Raw genomic sequence first — 15,011 nt, 5'->3', positions numbered from 1 at the left:
ATCAGGTAGAAATACCCGCAAACCTCTGGCAGGATGGCGAAATGACGCAAATGGACATCGCTTTCATGCATGCGCCAACCGGGCTGGCGCTGACCGAAAACCGCATCGTTCGCCGGTGCAACCTGCGCTTTGCGGAGATGTTTGGCGCCGCTGTCGATGATTTTTCAGAGATGCCTCTGGAACGGCTTTATCCCTCGCTCAAGGACTATGAAAAGGTCGCACGCGTTGGGGGAAACATCCTGCGCGAAACCGGGCGCTATGAAGATGAGCGCGTCATGCGGCGCCTGAATGGCGCTTTGTTCTGGTGCCGGGTGCGTGGCACCTCCCTGACCCCTGAGGACCCCTTCAAACAGGGGGTGTGGAGCTTTGCCGACCTTTCCGCCGAACGACCCGTCGTCGAATTGACCGCCCGAGAGCGAGAGGTGGCCATCCTGACCTGTCAGGGCAAAACATCCAAGGAAATCGGGCTCGCCCTCGACCTCAGCTATCGCACCGTCGAGGCCCATCGCGCCCGGCTTTTACAAAAGTTCGGCGCTCGGAAATTGCCCGAACTTGTCGCGAAATTCTCTGGTATGCCCTTATAAAATCGCGTAATTTTTACCCCTATTGCCAAGGCTGTTTCCAGCCAGAAGGAGAGTGACTGGTGACACAGCCCCCGCAAACCCGCATCCAGAAACGCAACCGCGCAGCCATTCTCGATGCCGCGCTGGATGTGTTTTCCGCACATGGGTTTCGTGGCGCCACGCTGGACCAGATCGCCAAGGCGGCCGGGCTGTCAAAACCCAACTTGCTTTACTATTTTCCGTCAAAAGAAGCGGTGCATGGCGCGCTTCTGTCTCAATTGCTTGAAAACTGGCAAGAACCGTTGGAGGCGCTGGATCCGGAGGGGGACCCGGTTGAGGAACTGATCGCCTATGTGCTGCGCAAGCTTGAAATTGCCCGCGCCCTGCCGCGCGAAAGCCGTCTGTTTGCAAATGAGATTATTCAGGGCGCCCCCAGAATCCTTACGCAAATTCAGGGACCTGTGCGTCATCTTGTGGATGAAAAGGCCAAGTTGATCGCCCTGTGGTGCAAACAGGGTCAATTGACGGATCTTGATCCGCATCACCTGATTTTTTCAATCTGGGCAACGACACAGCATTATGCGGATTTCGATGTGCAGGTCCGTGGAATCCTTGCACCCCAAGGCGACACCCACTTCGAAGATGCCGCCCGTTTTCTGGAACAGATGTATCGCGCAGCCCTAACCCCACCCAAGGCGGGGCGGTGAACTTCCCGCTTATCCAAATCGTTTCCAGTTGGTGTTGAAACGCTTTACGATAACGCTTGTTAACCAGAAGTTCAGATTCCTCCGGGGAGTTAACTTTTGAGCAAGACATCCATCTCTAATCTTTTAGCAAGTGGGGGCTTCGTGAGAAACGGAGCAGAAAATGGATATTTCGGCACCATCACCGATCAGTGCGCAAGCCACGCTCGCAGCACATGCGCCGGTGCGCGAACCGCCAGCCGTCGCTCAGGTTGATCCCAGCCCGGCCAGCGATGGAACACGTATGGACTCCAACACCGCCAATGGTGAGGGTCGCTCAGATCTGGCCCAGGACGCGCGCCAAAGGCTGGCGCATCAGGAACGGCTGGAAGACCCAAAGACACCCACAGGTCCACCGCCGACCTTTCAGATCACTTTGCTTGAGGTGGAACAGGATCTGCACAATATCCTTGCACGCCTCGAAATGGCCCGTTCAAAAGAACGCGATGCGGACGGGGTGCGCCCTGATGTTTCTCAGGATACGGCTCAGACGTCCTCGGAACTTCAAAACAGAGCACTCAACGAGGCAAGGGATGTTCCGTCCTCTCAATCCCAACAATTGAACGCCCCTGAGACCAACAGATCGGCCACGGCGCGCTCCATTCCCGTGGTTGAGCCAGAACAGCTGCCAGCCCAGACCTCGCAGCAGGCCGCCACGCTGACCAGAGCCCCGGCGACAAATGACGGCATGCCGGTTTGAGGCATCTCTCGATTAAGAAACCCGCGAAAGAATTTCGACTTTCACCTGAGGCCGGGAAAAGTCGAAACGCCGCAAAGGATGTCCAAGTCGTGCGAGTTTCGGAATAAACATATGTTTTAAGTGCGCCCCGAAACGCCTTAATCAGCCCGTTTCACACGCAACGACCCCGCCAAAATTCAATTTTGGTGGGGTTCGCGCTTTTCTCCCCCTACGTCACGCTCTATATGTAGGCAGATAGTGATGACCCGCCCCAACGCGGGCACGGAAATAAGGCGAGGACCCATGTCCAAGAAAAACCACGAAACCGATGTGGCCTTTATCGAAGCTCTGGCCAAGCTGCTTCAGGAAAACGACCTGACGGAGCTGGAAGTCATGCGCGATTACGGCGAAAACGACAGCCTGAATGTGCGCGTCAGCCGCGCCAAAGAAGTGATCACCCAGATGGCGCCTGCTGTCGCGGCCGCGCCTGCTCCTGCAGCTGCAGCCCCTGCCGCGGCTCCCGCCGCAACCGAGGCACCGGCCGTTTCGGACGATCCCGCAAACCATCCCGGCGCGGTTCCTTCGCCCATGGTCGGCACCGCATATCTGCAACCCGAACCGGGTGCCCCTTCCTTTGTCAGCGTTGGCGACACCGTGTCGGAAGGCCAGACCGTGCTGATCGTCGAAGCCATGAAAACCATGAACCAGATCCCTGCCCCGCGTGCGGGCAAAGTGAAACGGATCCTGGTCGAGGACGGCGCTCCGGTAGAATTCGGCGCGCCCCTCATGATCATTGAATAAGGGGCGGATCATGGCCCAATTCGACAAAATCCTGATCGCCAACCGCGGCGAGATCGCGCTTCGCGTGATCCGTGCGGCCCGCGAAATGGGCATCAAGACCGTCGCCGTGCATTCCACGGCTGACGTCGACGCCATGCATGTGCGGATGGCCGATGAGAGCGTCTGCATTGGTCCACCGCCGGGCACCGACAGCTATCTCTCGATCCCGGCCATTATCGCGGCCTGTGAAATCACCGGCGCACAGGCTGTGCATCCGGGCTATGGTTTCCTGTCGGAAAACGCCAATTTCGTGCAATGTCTGGAAGATCACGAGATCACCTTTATTGGCCCCTCGGCCAAACATATCCGCATGATGGGCGACAAAATCACCGCCAAGGACACGGCGATCAAACTGGGTATCCCGGTGGTTCCTGGTTCAGACGGTGGCGTGCCTGATATCGAAACCGCCCGCAAAGTTGCGGCGGATATGGGGTATCCGGTGATCATCAAGGCCACTGCTGGCGGCGGCGGTCGTGGCATGAAAGTGGCCGAAACCGAAGCCGATATCGAAATGGCCTTCTCGACCGCGCGCTCAGAGGCCAAAAGCGCCTTTGGCAATGACGAGGTTTACATGGAGAAATACCTCCAGAAACCGCGTCACATCGAGGTGCAGGTCTTTGGCGACGGCCAAGGCGGTGGGGTGCATCTGGCTGAACGTGACTGCTCGTTGCAGCGACGTCACCAGAAAGTGTTCGAGGAGGCCCCCGGCCCCTGCATCACCCCGGAAGAACGCGCTCGTATCGGGTCGATCTGCGCCAATGCCATTGCCGAGATGGGCTATTCCGGCGCCGGCACAATCGAGTTCCTCTATGAAGATGGCGAGTTTTATTTCATCGAAATGAACACCCGCCTGCAGGTGGAACACCCTGTTACCGAGGCTATTTTCGGCGTTGACCTTGTGCGTGAACAGATCCGCGTTGCCGAAGGGATGAAACTCTCCTTCGGACAGGACGAGCTTGAGGTAAACGGGCACGCCATCGAGGTGCGCCTGAATGCGGAACGTCTGCCCAACTTCACCCCCAGCCCCGGCAAGATCACCCAATATCACGCTCCGGGTGGCCTTGGGGTGCGCATGGATTCGGCGCTTTATGATGGCTACTCGATCCCGCCCTATTACGACTCGCTGATTGGCAAGCTGATCGTCCATGGCCGCGACCGGACCGAAGCTCTGTCGCGCCTGCATCGCGCCTTGGGAGAGCTGGTGATTGACGGCATCGACACAACCGTGCCGCTGTTCCACGCCCTGCTGGAAGAGGCCGACATTCATTCCGGGGAATACAACATTCACTGGCTTGAACGCTGGCTTGACGAAAACATGGGGTAAGGGCTTTGGCCCCTCCCCCCCTCACCGCTGAATTATTGTTGCGCGCCTACGCAATGGGCGTGTTTCCAATGGCAGAAAGCCGGGACGACCCAGAGATTTTCTGGGTCGACCCGAGAGAGCGCGGTATCTTTCCGAACGGCGGTTTTCACCTTTCGCGATCCCTCCGCCGTACCATCCAAAAATCACCAATGACCGTGACCCTGAACCGGGATTTCGCGGGCGTCGTGAAGGGCTGTGCAGACCGCGATGAAACCTGGATCAACGACGAGATTTTTGCGCTTTATTGTGACTTGCATCAGATGGGACATGCCCATTCCCTTGAACTCTGGGATGGCCATACGCTGGCGGGGGGCGTGTATGGCGTCACTCTGGGGGCCGCCTTTTTTGGTGAAAGCATGTTTTCGCGCCGCCGGGACGCGTCAAAAATTGCCCTCGCCTATCTGACGAGGCATCTGGAAGATTGCGGATTTAAGCTCTTTGATACGCAGTTCCTGACGCCACATCTGGCCAGCCTCGGCGCGATCGAAATCCCGCGTGCCGACTATCATGAGCGTTTGTCGAAAGCCCTTGGAAGCAGGGCCAGCCTGACGTCCCGCCCATTACCGGACGCTTATTCGGTGGTGCAGCGCAGCACCCAGACATCATAGCGCGGATGATCCAGGCCGTTCAGCCCGGGGCTTGAGGAAATCATCCAGCCCTCAAAGGCGGTTTTCTCTGAGTTTCCATCCCGCACAACCAACCAGGCGAAAGCATCACCTGACGGGTTGTCGGTTGGATACCGGCATTCCCCCAAGGTGATCTGCAATTTGCCAAGCAGAACTGTTTCACCAGCGGTCAGTGAAAAGTCCTCGTAGCTGCCAGAAATCTTATCCAGACCGCGCAGCATGGCGCCGGGTGCCTTTGCCGTCTGGGCTGTTGCCGCCAGCGGAGCAAGCAGGGCAATTGCACTGACAACCGCACGAAAAATCACTTCTCCCCTCCACCATCGGAGACGAATTTCATCAAAAGCTGGACCAGGCTGACCGATCCCTGCGTATCTTCAATCTCCGCACCTGGCTCAAGATTGAACGGAGAGCCCCCCGGCAGAAGTTCCACATAGGAGCCCCCCAGCAGGCCTTCAGACGAAATGATGACAGCCGTGTCTTCGGGAAGCGCCACATCAGATTGCACGGAAAACGCCGCTTCGGCCCGGAAAGTTTCCGGGTTCAGCGAAATACCGGTGATCTGCCCCACTTTCACACCAGCAAGGCGCACATCCGTGCCAATCGAAATCCCGTCAGCGGATCGGAAAGATGCGGAATAACTGTCCAGATGGCTGCTACCGGAAATCCCGACAATTTGCCCCGCATAGACCAGAAAGGCCACGGCGGCTGCCAGAACGACGCCGCCGGTGATAACTTCGGTGGTGTGGGATTGGCTCATCTCGCCCCCGTTTCTGTCTGCGATAGCGCGGGTTATTCCGGCTGCCAGGCCTCATAATCGCGACGCTCAGCCGGTTGCGCCTGACGCAGCGATCCAGCCGGTGCATAGGCGGCCGGCGAGCCGGTCAGGTTGTCCTGATGGGGTTTTTCCCAGCCTTTATGCTCAAGCGGTGCCTCGGACGGGCAGTTGTCAAAGGTGTGGTGCAGCCAGCCGTGCCAATCCGGGCTTACGCGGCTTGCCTCAGGTTCCCCTTTGAAGATCACCCAGCGGCGGCTGTCATCCTTGTTGCGGTAAAACACATTCCCCTGCTCATCTTCACCCACCTTGACGCCTTTGCGCCGGGTAAAGAGCCAGGTGCCGATGGTTTCGCCGTGATACCAGGTCAGAAGGGACAGTAGCCGCATGTCAATCTCCGCTTTCTCTCAACCTCATATGGCGCAAAGACGTGCAAAGGTCCAGTGCTTTGCTTTGATTTGACTGGCTCTGCGCTGTTTTCCCCTCACCTGATCCCTGCAACGCAAAAGCCACCCTGCGAAGGGTGGCTTTCTTAGTAGCTCTCAGGGGCTTGTCAGCTGGCAGAGGCGCCTTCCTGTTCCCCTTTTGCGTAGATGATCAGCGGGGACGCATCCGAGGTGACGGCCTCTTCATTGACCACAACTTCATCCACGTTTTCCAAAGCCGGCAGGTCAAACATTGTATCGAGCAGGATGTCTTCCATGATCGACCGCAGGCCCCGCGCACCGGTCTTGCGCTCAATCGCGCGTTTGGCGATGGCGGTGAGCGCATCTTCGGTAAAGGTCAGCTGCGCCTCTTCCAGTTCAAACAGGCGTTGATACTGTTTCACCAGGGCGTTTTTCGGCGCGGTCAGGATCGTGACCAGCGCGTCTGCATCCAGATCTTCCAGCGTTGCAATCACCGGCAGACGCCCAACAAATTCGGGAATCAGCCCAAATTTCAGAAGATCTTCCGGTTCCAGCTCCTTGAAAATCTCACCCACGCCGCGGGCATCATCCCCCTTCACTTCGGCACCAAAGCCGATGGCAGACCCTTTGCCACGCTGGGCAATGATCCGGTCGAGGCCGGCAAATGCGCCGCCGCAAATGAAAAGAATATTGGTCGTGTCGACCTGCAGGAATTCCTGCTGCGGATGTTTGCGCCCACCTTGCGGCGGCACGGAGGCAACCGTGCCTTCCATGATTTTCAGAAGCGCCTGCTGCACCCCCTCGCCCGACACATCGCGGGTAATTGACGGATTGTCGGATTTACGGGTGATCTTGTCGACCTCATCAATATAGACAATACCGCGCTGCGCGCGTTCGACATTGTATTCCGAGGCCTGAAGCAGCTTGAGGATGATGTTTTCCACATCCTCGCCCACATAACCGGCTTCCGTCAGTGTCGTCGCATCCGCCATGGTGAAGGGCACGTCCAGAATACGGGCAAGCGTCTGGGCCAGAAGGGTTTTACCACAGCCCGTTGGGCCAATCAGAAGGATGTTCGACTTGGCCAGCTCGATATCCTCACCGGATTTCGCCGCATGGTTCAGACGTTTGTAATGGTTGTGCACCGCCACGGCGAGCACGCGTTTTGCATGGGCCTGACCGATCACGTAATCGTCCAGAACCCCGCAGATTTCCTGCGGTGTCGGAACCCCATCCGCGGCCTTGAGGCCAGAGGATTTGGTTTCCTCACGAATAATGTCCATGCAAAGTTCGACGCATTCATCACAGATAAATACGGTGGGACCAGCAATCAGCTTACGCACCTCGTGCTGGCTCTTTCCGCAGAAAGAACAATAGAGGGTGTTTTTGCTGTCACCGGAGGAATTATTCGCCATCTTGTCTTCCCTAGGGCCTGCGCCCGAAACATGAAATGCCCGTTCGGGCCTGAAACGGCCCCTGCGCCTTTAGCTTAGGACAGGGGCCGGTTGGGCACAATGCGATTTTCCACATGGCCTTTTTCATCACAGGCAGCAAATGGGCTGCCTCACCTCAAGTTACTCGTCATCTGTCTTGGGGCGGTTCTCGACAATCTCGTCGATATGTCCCCAATCCTTGGCCTCCTGCGGCGACATGAAGTTGTCGCGCTCCAGCGCTTTTTCCACGTTTTTCAGCGAGTTGCCCGTGTGTTTTACATAGATCTGGTGCAGGGTGTCCTTGACCTTCTGGGTCTCGGCCGCATGGATCATGATATCGGTCGCCTGCCCCTGATATCCGCCCGAGGGCTGGTGCACCATGATGCGCGAATGCGGCAAGGAAAACCGCATCCCCTTTTCGCCGGCCACCGACAGGACCGACCCCATCGACGCGGCCTGACCAATCACCAGGGTCGACACTTTCGGCTTGATATACTGCATCGTGTCATAGATCGACAGGCCAGAGGTCACCACGCCGCCGGGCGAGTTGATATACATCGAGATTTCTTTTTTCGGGTTTTCCGCTTCGAGATGGAGAAGCTGTGCCACGATCAGGCTCGACATGCCATCATGAATCGGCCCGTTCACGAACACGATGCGTTCTTTCAGAAGGCGCGAGAAAATATCATAAGCCCGTTCCCCGCGCGAGGTTTGCTCAACCACCATGGGGACAAGGGTATTGTTGTAAAGATCAATAGGGTCGTGCATTCTGCCTGCTTTCATAGTCGCGTGTATTGGCCCGTCCTGGGCCGACCTCATCAGAGATTAGTGGGGCACACCGGGGGCCGCAAGGGGCTGCGGGGCGCGGGGCACCGGAAAACGAGATCGGGCTGGGGTGCAAAACGAGCCATCCTGTCAGGCATCGCGCAAAAGCGTTAACAATTCCTTTCCATCCCACCCACACGACCTTGATTTCCCCAAGAGCGTTTTGAGTTATTATTGCCCCCAAGAGATGACTGGAAACACCTTAAACAAAAAACGGCGCCCCGGTTTGGGACGCCGTTTTCTTTTGGGATTTATGCCCCCGGATTAACCGGGTGACAAACCACGCAGGCGCTCAGACCGGCGACGCAGCAGTTCCACGGTGGTCAGCAGGGCAATCGAGATCACCACGAGGATGGTGGCCACCGCCAGAATGGTCGGAGAGATCTGCTCGCGCAGGCCCAGGAACATCTGCCAGGGCAGGGTTTTCTGACCGGCAGAGCCGACAAACAGCACCACAACCACTTCGTCAAACGAGGTGATAAAGGCAAAGAGGGCGCCGGAAATCACGCCGGGCAGAATGAGCGGCATCTGCACCCGGAAGAACGTGGTCACCGGATCGGCGCCCATATTCGCCGCAGCCCGTGTCAAAGAGCGGTCAAAGCCCACCAGCGTTGCGGTCACCGTAATGATCACAAACGGGATCCCCAGCGCGGCATGGGCCAGCACCACACCCCAGTAAGACCCTTGCAGGCCCAGACGGGAATAGAAGAAATACATCCCCGCAGCCGAGATGATCAGGGGCACGATCATCGGTGAAATCAGGATCGCCATGATCGCGCGTCGGTATGGCACATGCGGCTGGCTGAGGCCGATTGCCGCCAGCGTCCCGAAGCCCACCGACAGAAGCGTTGCCACCGGTGCAATCCGCACCGAGTTCCACAGCGACGATTGCCAATCCGCATTCGAGAAGAAATCGCGGTAGTGTTTCAGCGAATAGCCATCAGGATCCAGGCGCAGCATTTCCGGTGTGAAGGTGAAGAAATCCTGTGCGTTGAAGCTCAGCGGGATCACCACCACAATCGGTGCGATAAGGAAAAAGAAGATCAGACCGCAGATGAACCGGAACGTATAGTACCAGATCCGTTGGCCGGTGGAGGCATAAGGAGGAAGTCCCATAGTGTTTATCCCAGTTTCACGTTGTCGATGCCCACGATCTTGTCATAGGCCCAATAAAGGACCAGCACGACCGCGAGGAGAATAGCACCCAGTGCCGCCGCCAGACCCCAATTGAGCGAGGTCGAGATGTGGTAGGCAATCTGGTTCGAAATGAAGGTGCCCTTGGTGCCACCAACCAGCGCCGGCGTGATGTAGTAACCGATCGCGAGGATGAAGACGAGGATCGAGCCCGCGCCGATACCCGGCACCGTCTGCGGGAAATAAACCCTCCAGAACGCGGTCCAATCCGTGGCCCCCAGAGATTTGGCGGCCCGCAGATAGCTGGGCGGAATGGTCTGCATCACCGAATACATCGGCAGGATCATGAAGGGCAGCAGAATATGGGTCATCGCAATGATGGTCCCGGTCTGGTTGTTGATGATGACCAGACGACTGTCATCTGCGATAAACCCGACCCAAACCAATAGGTCGTTGATCACCCCCTGTTGCTGCAGCAGGATTTTCCAGGCCGAGGTCCGCACCAGAAGCGAAGTCCAGAACGGCAGCAGCACCAGGATCATCAGAAGGTTTGAGATCCGCATCGGCAGATTGGCCAGGATCCAGGCCACCGGATAGGCCAGCATGATGCAGCTGAACGTGATCAGTAAAGACATCCAAAGGGTGCGCCCCAGCAGATTCATATAGATCTGTTCGTCTTCGGGACGCGCTTCGGCCCCATCTGGCCCGACCCGCATGTCAACGGCATTCAGGAAATAGCCCTGCGTGATACGCGGCGAATAGGTCTGAATGGTGCGCCAGACCTCGGGGTCTGCCCATGCCTTGTTCAGACCGATCAGTTCTTCTTTCCACGGACCGCCATTTTCGATATCAAATTTCTTGGCCTTGCGGCCCGCCTTGCGGAAGGCCGACGCGATACCAGGGTTTTCATAGTTCAGACGTGTGCCGACCTTTGTGTGGGTCTTCGCCTCGGCTGCGTCTTTCAGATCCGCCGCCATCGCGGCATAGACCGCTTCACCTGGCAACTCGCCTGAATTTGCATCCCAGTCCTGGATGGCCACAACCGTACGCGGCAAGGTGTCGGACACGATGTCGTTTTTGACCGAGCGATAGAGCATATCGCCTACAGGCAGAATGAAACTGACCAGAATAAAGATCAGCAGAGGAGCGATCAGCATCAGGGCGCGCATTTTCTGCCGCCTGAGCGCACGCGCCAAGCTGCGCTTGAGTGGGGTCCCGTCTGCGGCCAGAACCGGGCCGGTATCTGTCATATCGCTCATATCATCCCTGTCGGCTTACGCCTTTTTGTTTTGTTGCAGCATGTCGAAAGTGACTAACGAAAGGTCTGGAAAATAAAGAAAATCACGCGGCGCCAATTGGCATCTGGAATTCGGACCGCGGGATGAAGGGGACCGCATACTGCGGCGCAGCCCCCTTCGAAAGCTGGAATTACTTGGCCAGCCAGGCTTCAAATTTCGCGTTCAGATCGTCGCGGTTGTCTGCCCACCATTCGTAGTCATAGACGTGAATGTTGCCAGAGTTGGCAGGATCGGTCGGCATGTGCGGCGCCATGTCGATGCCCAGTTCCGCGTGTTTACCCACCAGCGGAGCCGACGACTTACGCGACGGACCGTAGGAGATGTAGGCGGCCTGGTCTGCCAGACGCTGGGTGTCAGTGGCGAACTTCAGGAAGTCCAGCGCACGGGCACGGCGATCTGCCGGCAGGTTGGCGGGCAGCACCCAACCATCAAGGTCAAACGACTGCATGTCCCAGAGCATACCAATCGGCTGGTTCTGCTCGGCAATGGCCGAGAACAGGCGACCGTTGAAGGTCGAGCCGAACACCACTTCGCCGTCAGCCAGCAGCTGCGGGGTTTCTGCACCAGCAGTCCACCAGACAACGTCCGACTTAATGCTGTCGAGCTTCTTGAACGCACGGTCTACACCTTCGTCGGTGCCCAGCACGTCATAGATCTCATCCTTGGCAACGCCGTCGCAATAAAGAGCCCATTCCATGTTGTCGATCGGGCGTTTTTGCAGCGAACGCTTACCCGGATAGGTGGCCGTGTCGAAGATCGCGCAGACATCAGTCGGCGGGGTGTCCCCCACCATATCGGTGCGATAACCGAACGTGGTCGAGTAAACGATCTGCGGAACAAAGCAATCAGATACGATCAGCGGATCCATATCTTCGGATGCCGGGGTGCCATCGGGGGCAGCGGCCAGCATTTCGTCATGGTTCAGCTCTTCCGCCAGACCTTCGTCACACAGGCGCATCGAGTCCGAGGCCACGGCATCCACCAGATCCCAAGTCACGTTGCCGGCTTCATTCATGGCACGCAGTTTGGCCACGGCTTCTGCCGAGCTGGAATCCCAGGTCACGGTCACACCGGGGTTTGCAGCCAGATAGGGCTCTACATAGGCTTTTTGCTGGCTGGTCTGATAGGCACCGCCCCAGGACACGAGGGTCAGCTCGTTTGACATTTCTTCGGCATTTGCAACGCCAGCGGCAACGGTCAGTGCCGTCGAGGCCGCAAGAAACTTAGCTACTTTCATATTTTTCTCCCTGTTACATTCCCGTAATTTTCTTGGGGCCGGCAGACGGGCGGCAGCGTGGCCCCGGACTGTTCACCGTTGCCACCCATCGGGCACCCAGCGGCCCCGAAGGCGGCAAAGGCAATATCTTAGGCGTCCAGCGCGCGGCAATCCTGCGGAAGCCAGCCGATTTCGATCTGCTGGCCCGGGACCAGACGATCAACATCAGGGGCGTTGCGGGTCTTGATAATGAAGTCTTCATTACCGGCCACGCGCAGACGGGTGCGGAAAATGTCACCCATATAAATGAACTCAAGCACTTCGGCCTTGAGGGTATGAGCGCCTTCCTGCAGGCGTTCTTTATTGTATTCGACACGCTCGGGGCGGATCGACACTTTGGTGCGATCGCCCACATTGGACACGTTGATCGGGGTGGCATCAAGCTCTTCCCCATCATCCAGGCGCACCACGCATGTGTCGCCCTTCATCTCGGTGACAACCCCCTCAAGAGTGTTATTCTCACCGATGAACTGCGCGACAAAACTGTTTTGCGGCTTTTCATAAAGATCCGCTGGCGGCGCCAGCTGCTGAATGCGGCCATCGTCAAACACGGCGACATTGTCCGACATGGTCAGCGCCTCGGTCTGGTCGTGGGTCACGTAAACCGTGGTGATCCCCAACTGATGCGCCAGGTGGGTGATTTCGAACTGCATCTTTTCGCGCAGCTGTTTGTCAAGCGCACCCAGCGGCTCGTCCATCAGCACCAGTTCCGGTTCGAACACCAGCGCACGGGCCAAGGCGACCCGTTGTTGCTGACCGCCCGAAAGCTGGGCGGGGCGGCGGCCGCCAAAGTCTCCCATTTCCACCATATCCAGCGCGCGTTTGATCTTCGCTTCGCGCTCGGATTTGCCCATTTTGCGCACTTCCAACGGGAAGGCGAGGTTTTCGGCAATCGTCATATGCGGAAACAGGGCGTAGTTCTGGAAAACCATGCCAATGCCGCGCTTGTGCGGCGGAATATTGTTGATCGGACGACCGTCCAGCAGAATGTCGCCATGGGTTGCGGTTTCAAACCCTGCCAGCATCATCAGGCAGGTGGTTTTCCCGGATCCGGACGGCCCGAGCATAGTCAGGAACTCGCCCTTACCCACGGACAGGTTGAGGTCTTTCACGACCAGGTTAACCCCGTCATAGCTTTTCTGAACACGATCAAATACGACGAAACCGTCGTTCGCAGCAGTATCGGTCAAGTGACCCCCCTGTACCCGTTTTCGGGCTCTCTGTTGCAGCGCCTGCGCTTGCTTCACAGGCATCTTATTTTTTTCGGCTGTCCCGGAGCTGAACCCAGCTCTTCCCAGCAGCCTTTTGGTGCGTAAGACAAAGCCAACACGAAGCGCGGACAGATTGCAACAGGAAAGCGACGTTTTTTGTCCATTAACGACAAGGCATTGGCAATGATTGGATCCAATGATACATTTCCGTCAGACTTGATTGGGAATAATCATATTGCCGCCCCCACCCCGGTTTTTGATATTTTCTTGCGAGAATGCAAAGCTTTTGATCTCGAATCGAAACTCAGACAACCCTACGCAGGGACAGCAACACCATCGCTTCATCTTAAAGGGTATCAGGCACCATCTGAGACGAAACACGCCCGAAACCTCATAAGCAAGTCGCAATTGCGCACGCTGAGGTCACGCCGTGACCTCAGCTGCCATCCGGCATGTGTTAGATCGGAACAATGTTATGTTCCGGGCCATAGGGGAAGCCGGTGATGTTTTCGGCCCCCGCTTCACCCACGACAAGAATGTCATGTTCGCGGTATCCCCCCGCCCCCGGCTGGCCCTCCGGCAAGAACAACATCGGCTCCATCGAGACCACCATTCCGGGCTCCAGCACCGTATCGATGTCTTCACGCAGCTCCAGCCCCGCCTCGCGCCCATAGTAATGCGACAGAACGCCAAACGAGTGCCCGTAGCCAAAGGAGCGATATTGCAGCAGGCTCTCACTTTCAAAAAACCTGTTGATTTCGGCCGTAATGCCCGAGCAACTCGCCCCCGGTTTGATCAGGCTCAACCCCAGTTCATGCGCAGCCACATTGGCCTCCCAGATGCGCAGACTGTCGCGGTCCGGCTCACCAATGAACAGCGTGCGTTCCAAAGCGGTGTAATAGCCCGAGATCATCGGAAACGTGTTCAGGGACAGGATGTCGCCCGCTTCCAGTCGGCGCGTGGTCACCGGGTTGTGGGCGCCATCCGTGTTGATACCGGACTGAAACCAGACCCAGCTGTCACGGATTTCGCTGTCGGGATGCGCGCGGGAGATCTCCTCTTCCATCGCATCCCGTCCGGCCATGGCAATGTCAATCTCGCGTGCGCCCACACGTATCGCGTCGCGAATTGCGGCGCCACCAATGTCCGCCACCCGCGCCCCGTCGCGGATCAGCGCGATCTCTTCTGCGGATTTGATCATCCGCGCCTGCATCGTGTCCGCGGCAATATCGACAAGCTCCGCACCTTGCAGAAACTCTTTCGCAAGCGCCTGCTGGGCCAGTGTCAGATGATCACCTTCGATCCCGACCTGCCTTGCGCCACCGGCAACCTCTCGCACCGCGCGCCAGTAATTGTTTCGCTCCCAATCGGTGTAGATCACGTTGTCGCCAAAGCTGCGCCGCCACGGTTGCCCCGCATCAATATTGGCGCTGATCGTGGTGCAGCGGTCAGCGGTGACCACGCAGCCGTAAGGGCGCCCAAAGGAGCAATACAGAAAGCCCGAATAATAGGCGATATTGTGCATTGAGGTGAACAGGGCGGCCTCGATCCCTTTCGCCGCCATAATGGCCCGCAGCTGCGTCAGCCGGCGTTCATATTCGGTATTTGAAAAGGGCAGCGGGGCTTTTTCGCCGTTTTCACAGACAAAGAACTGAGCACGTTGCATAAGCATCTCCATATCCGAGGCCGGGATAGGTTTTGGGATGGTCATGCCCGGCCAATCAATGCCCCGGCGTTCAGGACAGTTGATCTCCGGTCGGGAAACTGCGGCGAATCAAACGGCTGGGAAACCTCCCAAGGATCCGTGACGCAGGCCCGGTGCAGCGACGCCATCGCTGCGG

General features: G+C 57.6%; 15 protein-coding genes and 1 pseudogene. 6 read left to right on the top strand and 10 right to left on the bottom strand.

The annotated features are described in order from the left end of the window. The first annotated feature begins 41 nt into the window (after window positions 1–41). The 6 genes from K3J57_RS04110 (at window position 42) to aat (ending at window position 4,796) form a co-directional block, all read left to right on the top strand. Window positions 42–584, top strand: coding sequence for a helix-turn-helix domain-containing protein (locus K3J57_RS04110; protein WP_082392538.1), 543 nt, complete (start codon window positions 42–44; stop codon window positions 582–584). 59 nt (window positions 585–643) lie between these two features. After that, window positions 644–1,270 carry a TetR family transcriptional regulator C-terminal domain-containing protein gene (locus tag K3J57_RS04105; protein WP_259776928.1) on the top strand — a complete coding sequence of 209 codons (627 nt, stop codon included), beginning with the start codon at window positions 644–646 and terminating at the stop codon, window positions 1,268–1,270. A gap of 160 nt (window positions 1,271–1,430) precedes the next feature. Then, entirely contained in the window at window positions 1,431–2,006 is a 576-nt protein-coding gene (locus K3J57_RS04100) for a hypothetical protein (protein WP_259786432.1), read from the top strand. A 282-nt stretch (window positions 2,007–2,288) separates the two neighbouring features. Beyond that, complete coding sequence (gene accB, locus K3J57_RS04095) at window positions 2,289–2,786, top strand: acetyl-CoA carboxylase biotin carboxyl carrier protein (protein ID WP_055189109.1); 498 nt, start codon at window positions 2,289–2,291, stop codon at window positions 2,784–2,786. Window positions 2,787–2,796: 10 nt separating this feature from the next. Next, window positions 2,797–4,149, top strand: coding sequence for an acetyl-CoA carboxylase biotin carboxylase subunit (gene accC, locus K3J57_RS04090; protein WP_259776925.1), 1,353 nt, complete (start codon window positions 2,797–2,799; stop codon window positions 4,147–4,149). 5 nt (window positions 4,150–4,154) lie between these two features. After that, window positions 4,155–4,796, top strand: coding sequence for a leucyl/phenylalanyl-tRNA--protein transferase (gene aat / locus K3J57_RS04085; protein WP_259794142.1), 642 nt, complete (start codon window positions 4,155–4,157; stop codon window positions 4,794–4,796). Here the strand turns inward: aat and K3J57_RS04080 are convergent. The 10 genes and pseudogenes from K3J57_RS04080 to K3J57_RS04035 all read right to left on the bottom strand — a co-directional run bounded on the left by K3J57_RS04080 (window position 4,760) and on the right by K3J57_RS04035 (window position 14,848). Next, a complete protein-coding gene (locus K3J57_RS04080; protein ID WP_311196496.1) occupies window positions 4,760–5,119 on the bottom strand; it encodes a DUF2155 domain-containing protein in 360 nt (119 codons plus the stop codon). The genes aat and K3J57_RS04080 overlap by 37 nt on opposite strands. Beyond that, entirely contained in the window at window positions 5,116–5,571 is a 456-nt protein-coding gene (gene mlaD / locus K3J57_RS04075) for an outer membrane lipid asymmetry maintenance protein MlaD (RefSeq protein ID WP_173488095.1), read from the bottom strand. Before mlaD ends, K3J57_RS04080 begins: the two co-directional genes overlap by 4 nt. A 32-nt stretch (window positions 5,572–5,603) precedes the next feature. Further along, window positions 5,604–5,975, bottom strand: a complete 372-nt coding sequence (locus K3J57_RS04070; RefSeq protein ID WP_173485546.1) for an NADH:ubiquinone oxidoreductase subunit NDUFA12 — start codon at window positions 5,973–5,975, stop codon at window positions 5,604–5,606. Between the two features lie 164 nt (window positions 5,976–6,139). After that, the gene (gene clpX / locus K3J57_RS04065) at window positions 6,140–7,408 is read right to left on the bottom strand and encodes an ATP-dependent Clp protease ATP-binding subunit ClpX (RefSeq protein ID WP_259794139.1); all 1,269 of its coding nucleotides are present in this window, start codon (window positions 7,406–7,408) and stop codon (window positions 6,140–6,142) included. 159 nt (window positions 7,409–7,567) lie between these two features. Further along, window positions 7,568–8,194 carry an ATP-dependent Clp protease proteolytic subunit gene (locus K3J57_RS04060; protein ID WP_055189122.1) on the bottom strand — a complete coding sequence of 209 codons (627 nt, stop codon included), beginning with the start codon at window positions 8,192–8,194 and terminating at the stop codon, window positions 7,568–7,570. Between the two features lie 321 nt (window positions 8,195–8,515). Next, window positions 8,516–9,367, bottom strand: a pseudogene (locus K3J57_RS04055) (ABC transporter permease); the annotation flags it as partial. A gap of 5 nt (window positions 9,368–9,372) precedes the next feature. Next, complete coding sequence (locus K3J57_RS04050) at window positions 9,373–10,644, bottom strand: ABC transporter permease (protein ID WP_259797215.1); 1,272 nt, start codon at window positions 10,642–10,644, stop codon at window positions 9,373–9,375. A gap of 169 nt (window positions 10,645–10,813) precedes the next feature. Beyond that, window positions 10,814–11,920: an extracellular solute-binding protein gene (locus tag K3J57_RS04045; RefSeq protein ID WP_259786427.1), complete on the bottom strand. Its 1,107-nt coding sequence runs from the start codon at window positions 11,918–11,920 to the stop codon at window positions 10,814–10,816. 128 nt (window positions 11,921–12,048) lie between these two features. Next, window positions 12,049–13,149 (bottom strand): ABC transporter ATP-binding protein, encoded by a 1,101-nt coding sequence (locus K3J57_RS04040; protein ID WP_259786426.1) that lies wholly within the window; start codon window positions 13,147–13,149, stop codon window positions 12,049–12,051. A 478-nt stretch (window positions 13,150–13,627) separates the two neighbouring features. Next, entirely contained in the window at window positions 13,628–14,848 is a 1,221-nt protein-coding gene (locus K3J57_RS04035; protein ID WP_259797730.1) for an aminopeptidase P family protein, read from the bottom strand. Window positions 14,849–15,011 lie beyond the last annotated feature (163 nt).

The organism is Aliiroseovarius crassostreae, assembly GCF_025137635.1.
Classification (GTDB): Bacteria; Pseudomonadota; Alphaproteobacteria; order Rhodobacterales; family Rhodobacteraceae; genus Aliiroseovarius; species Aliiroseovarius crassostreae.
Note: the sequence above shows the minus strand (reverse complement) of the source record. Positions and strands in the feature narration are given on the sequence as shown.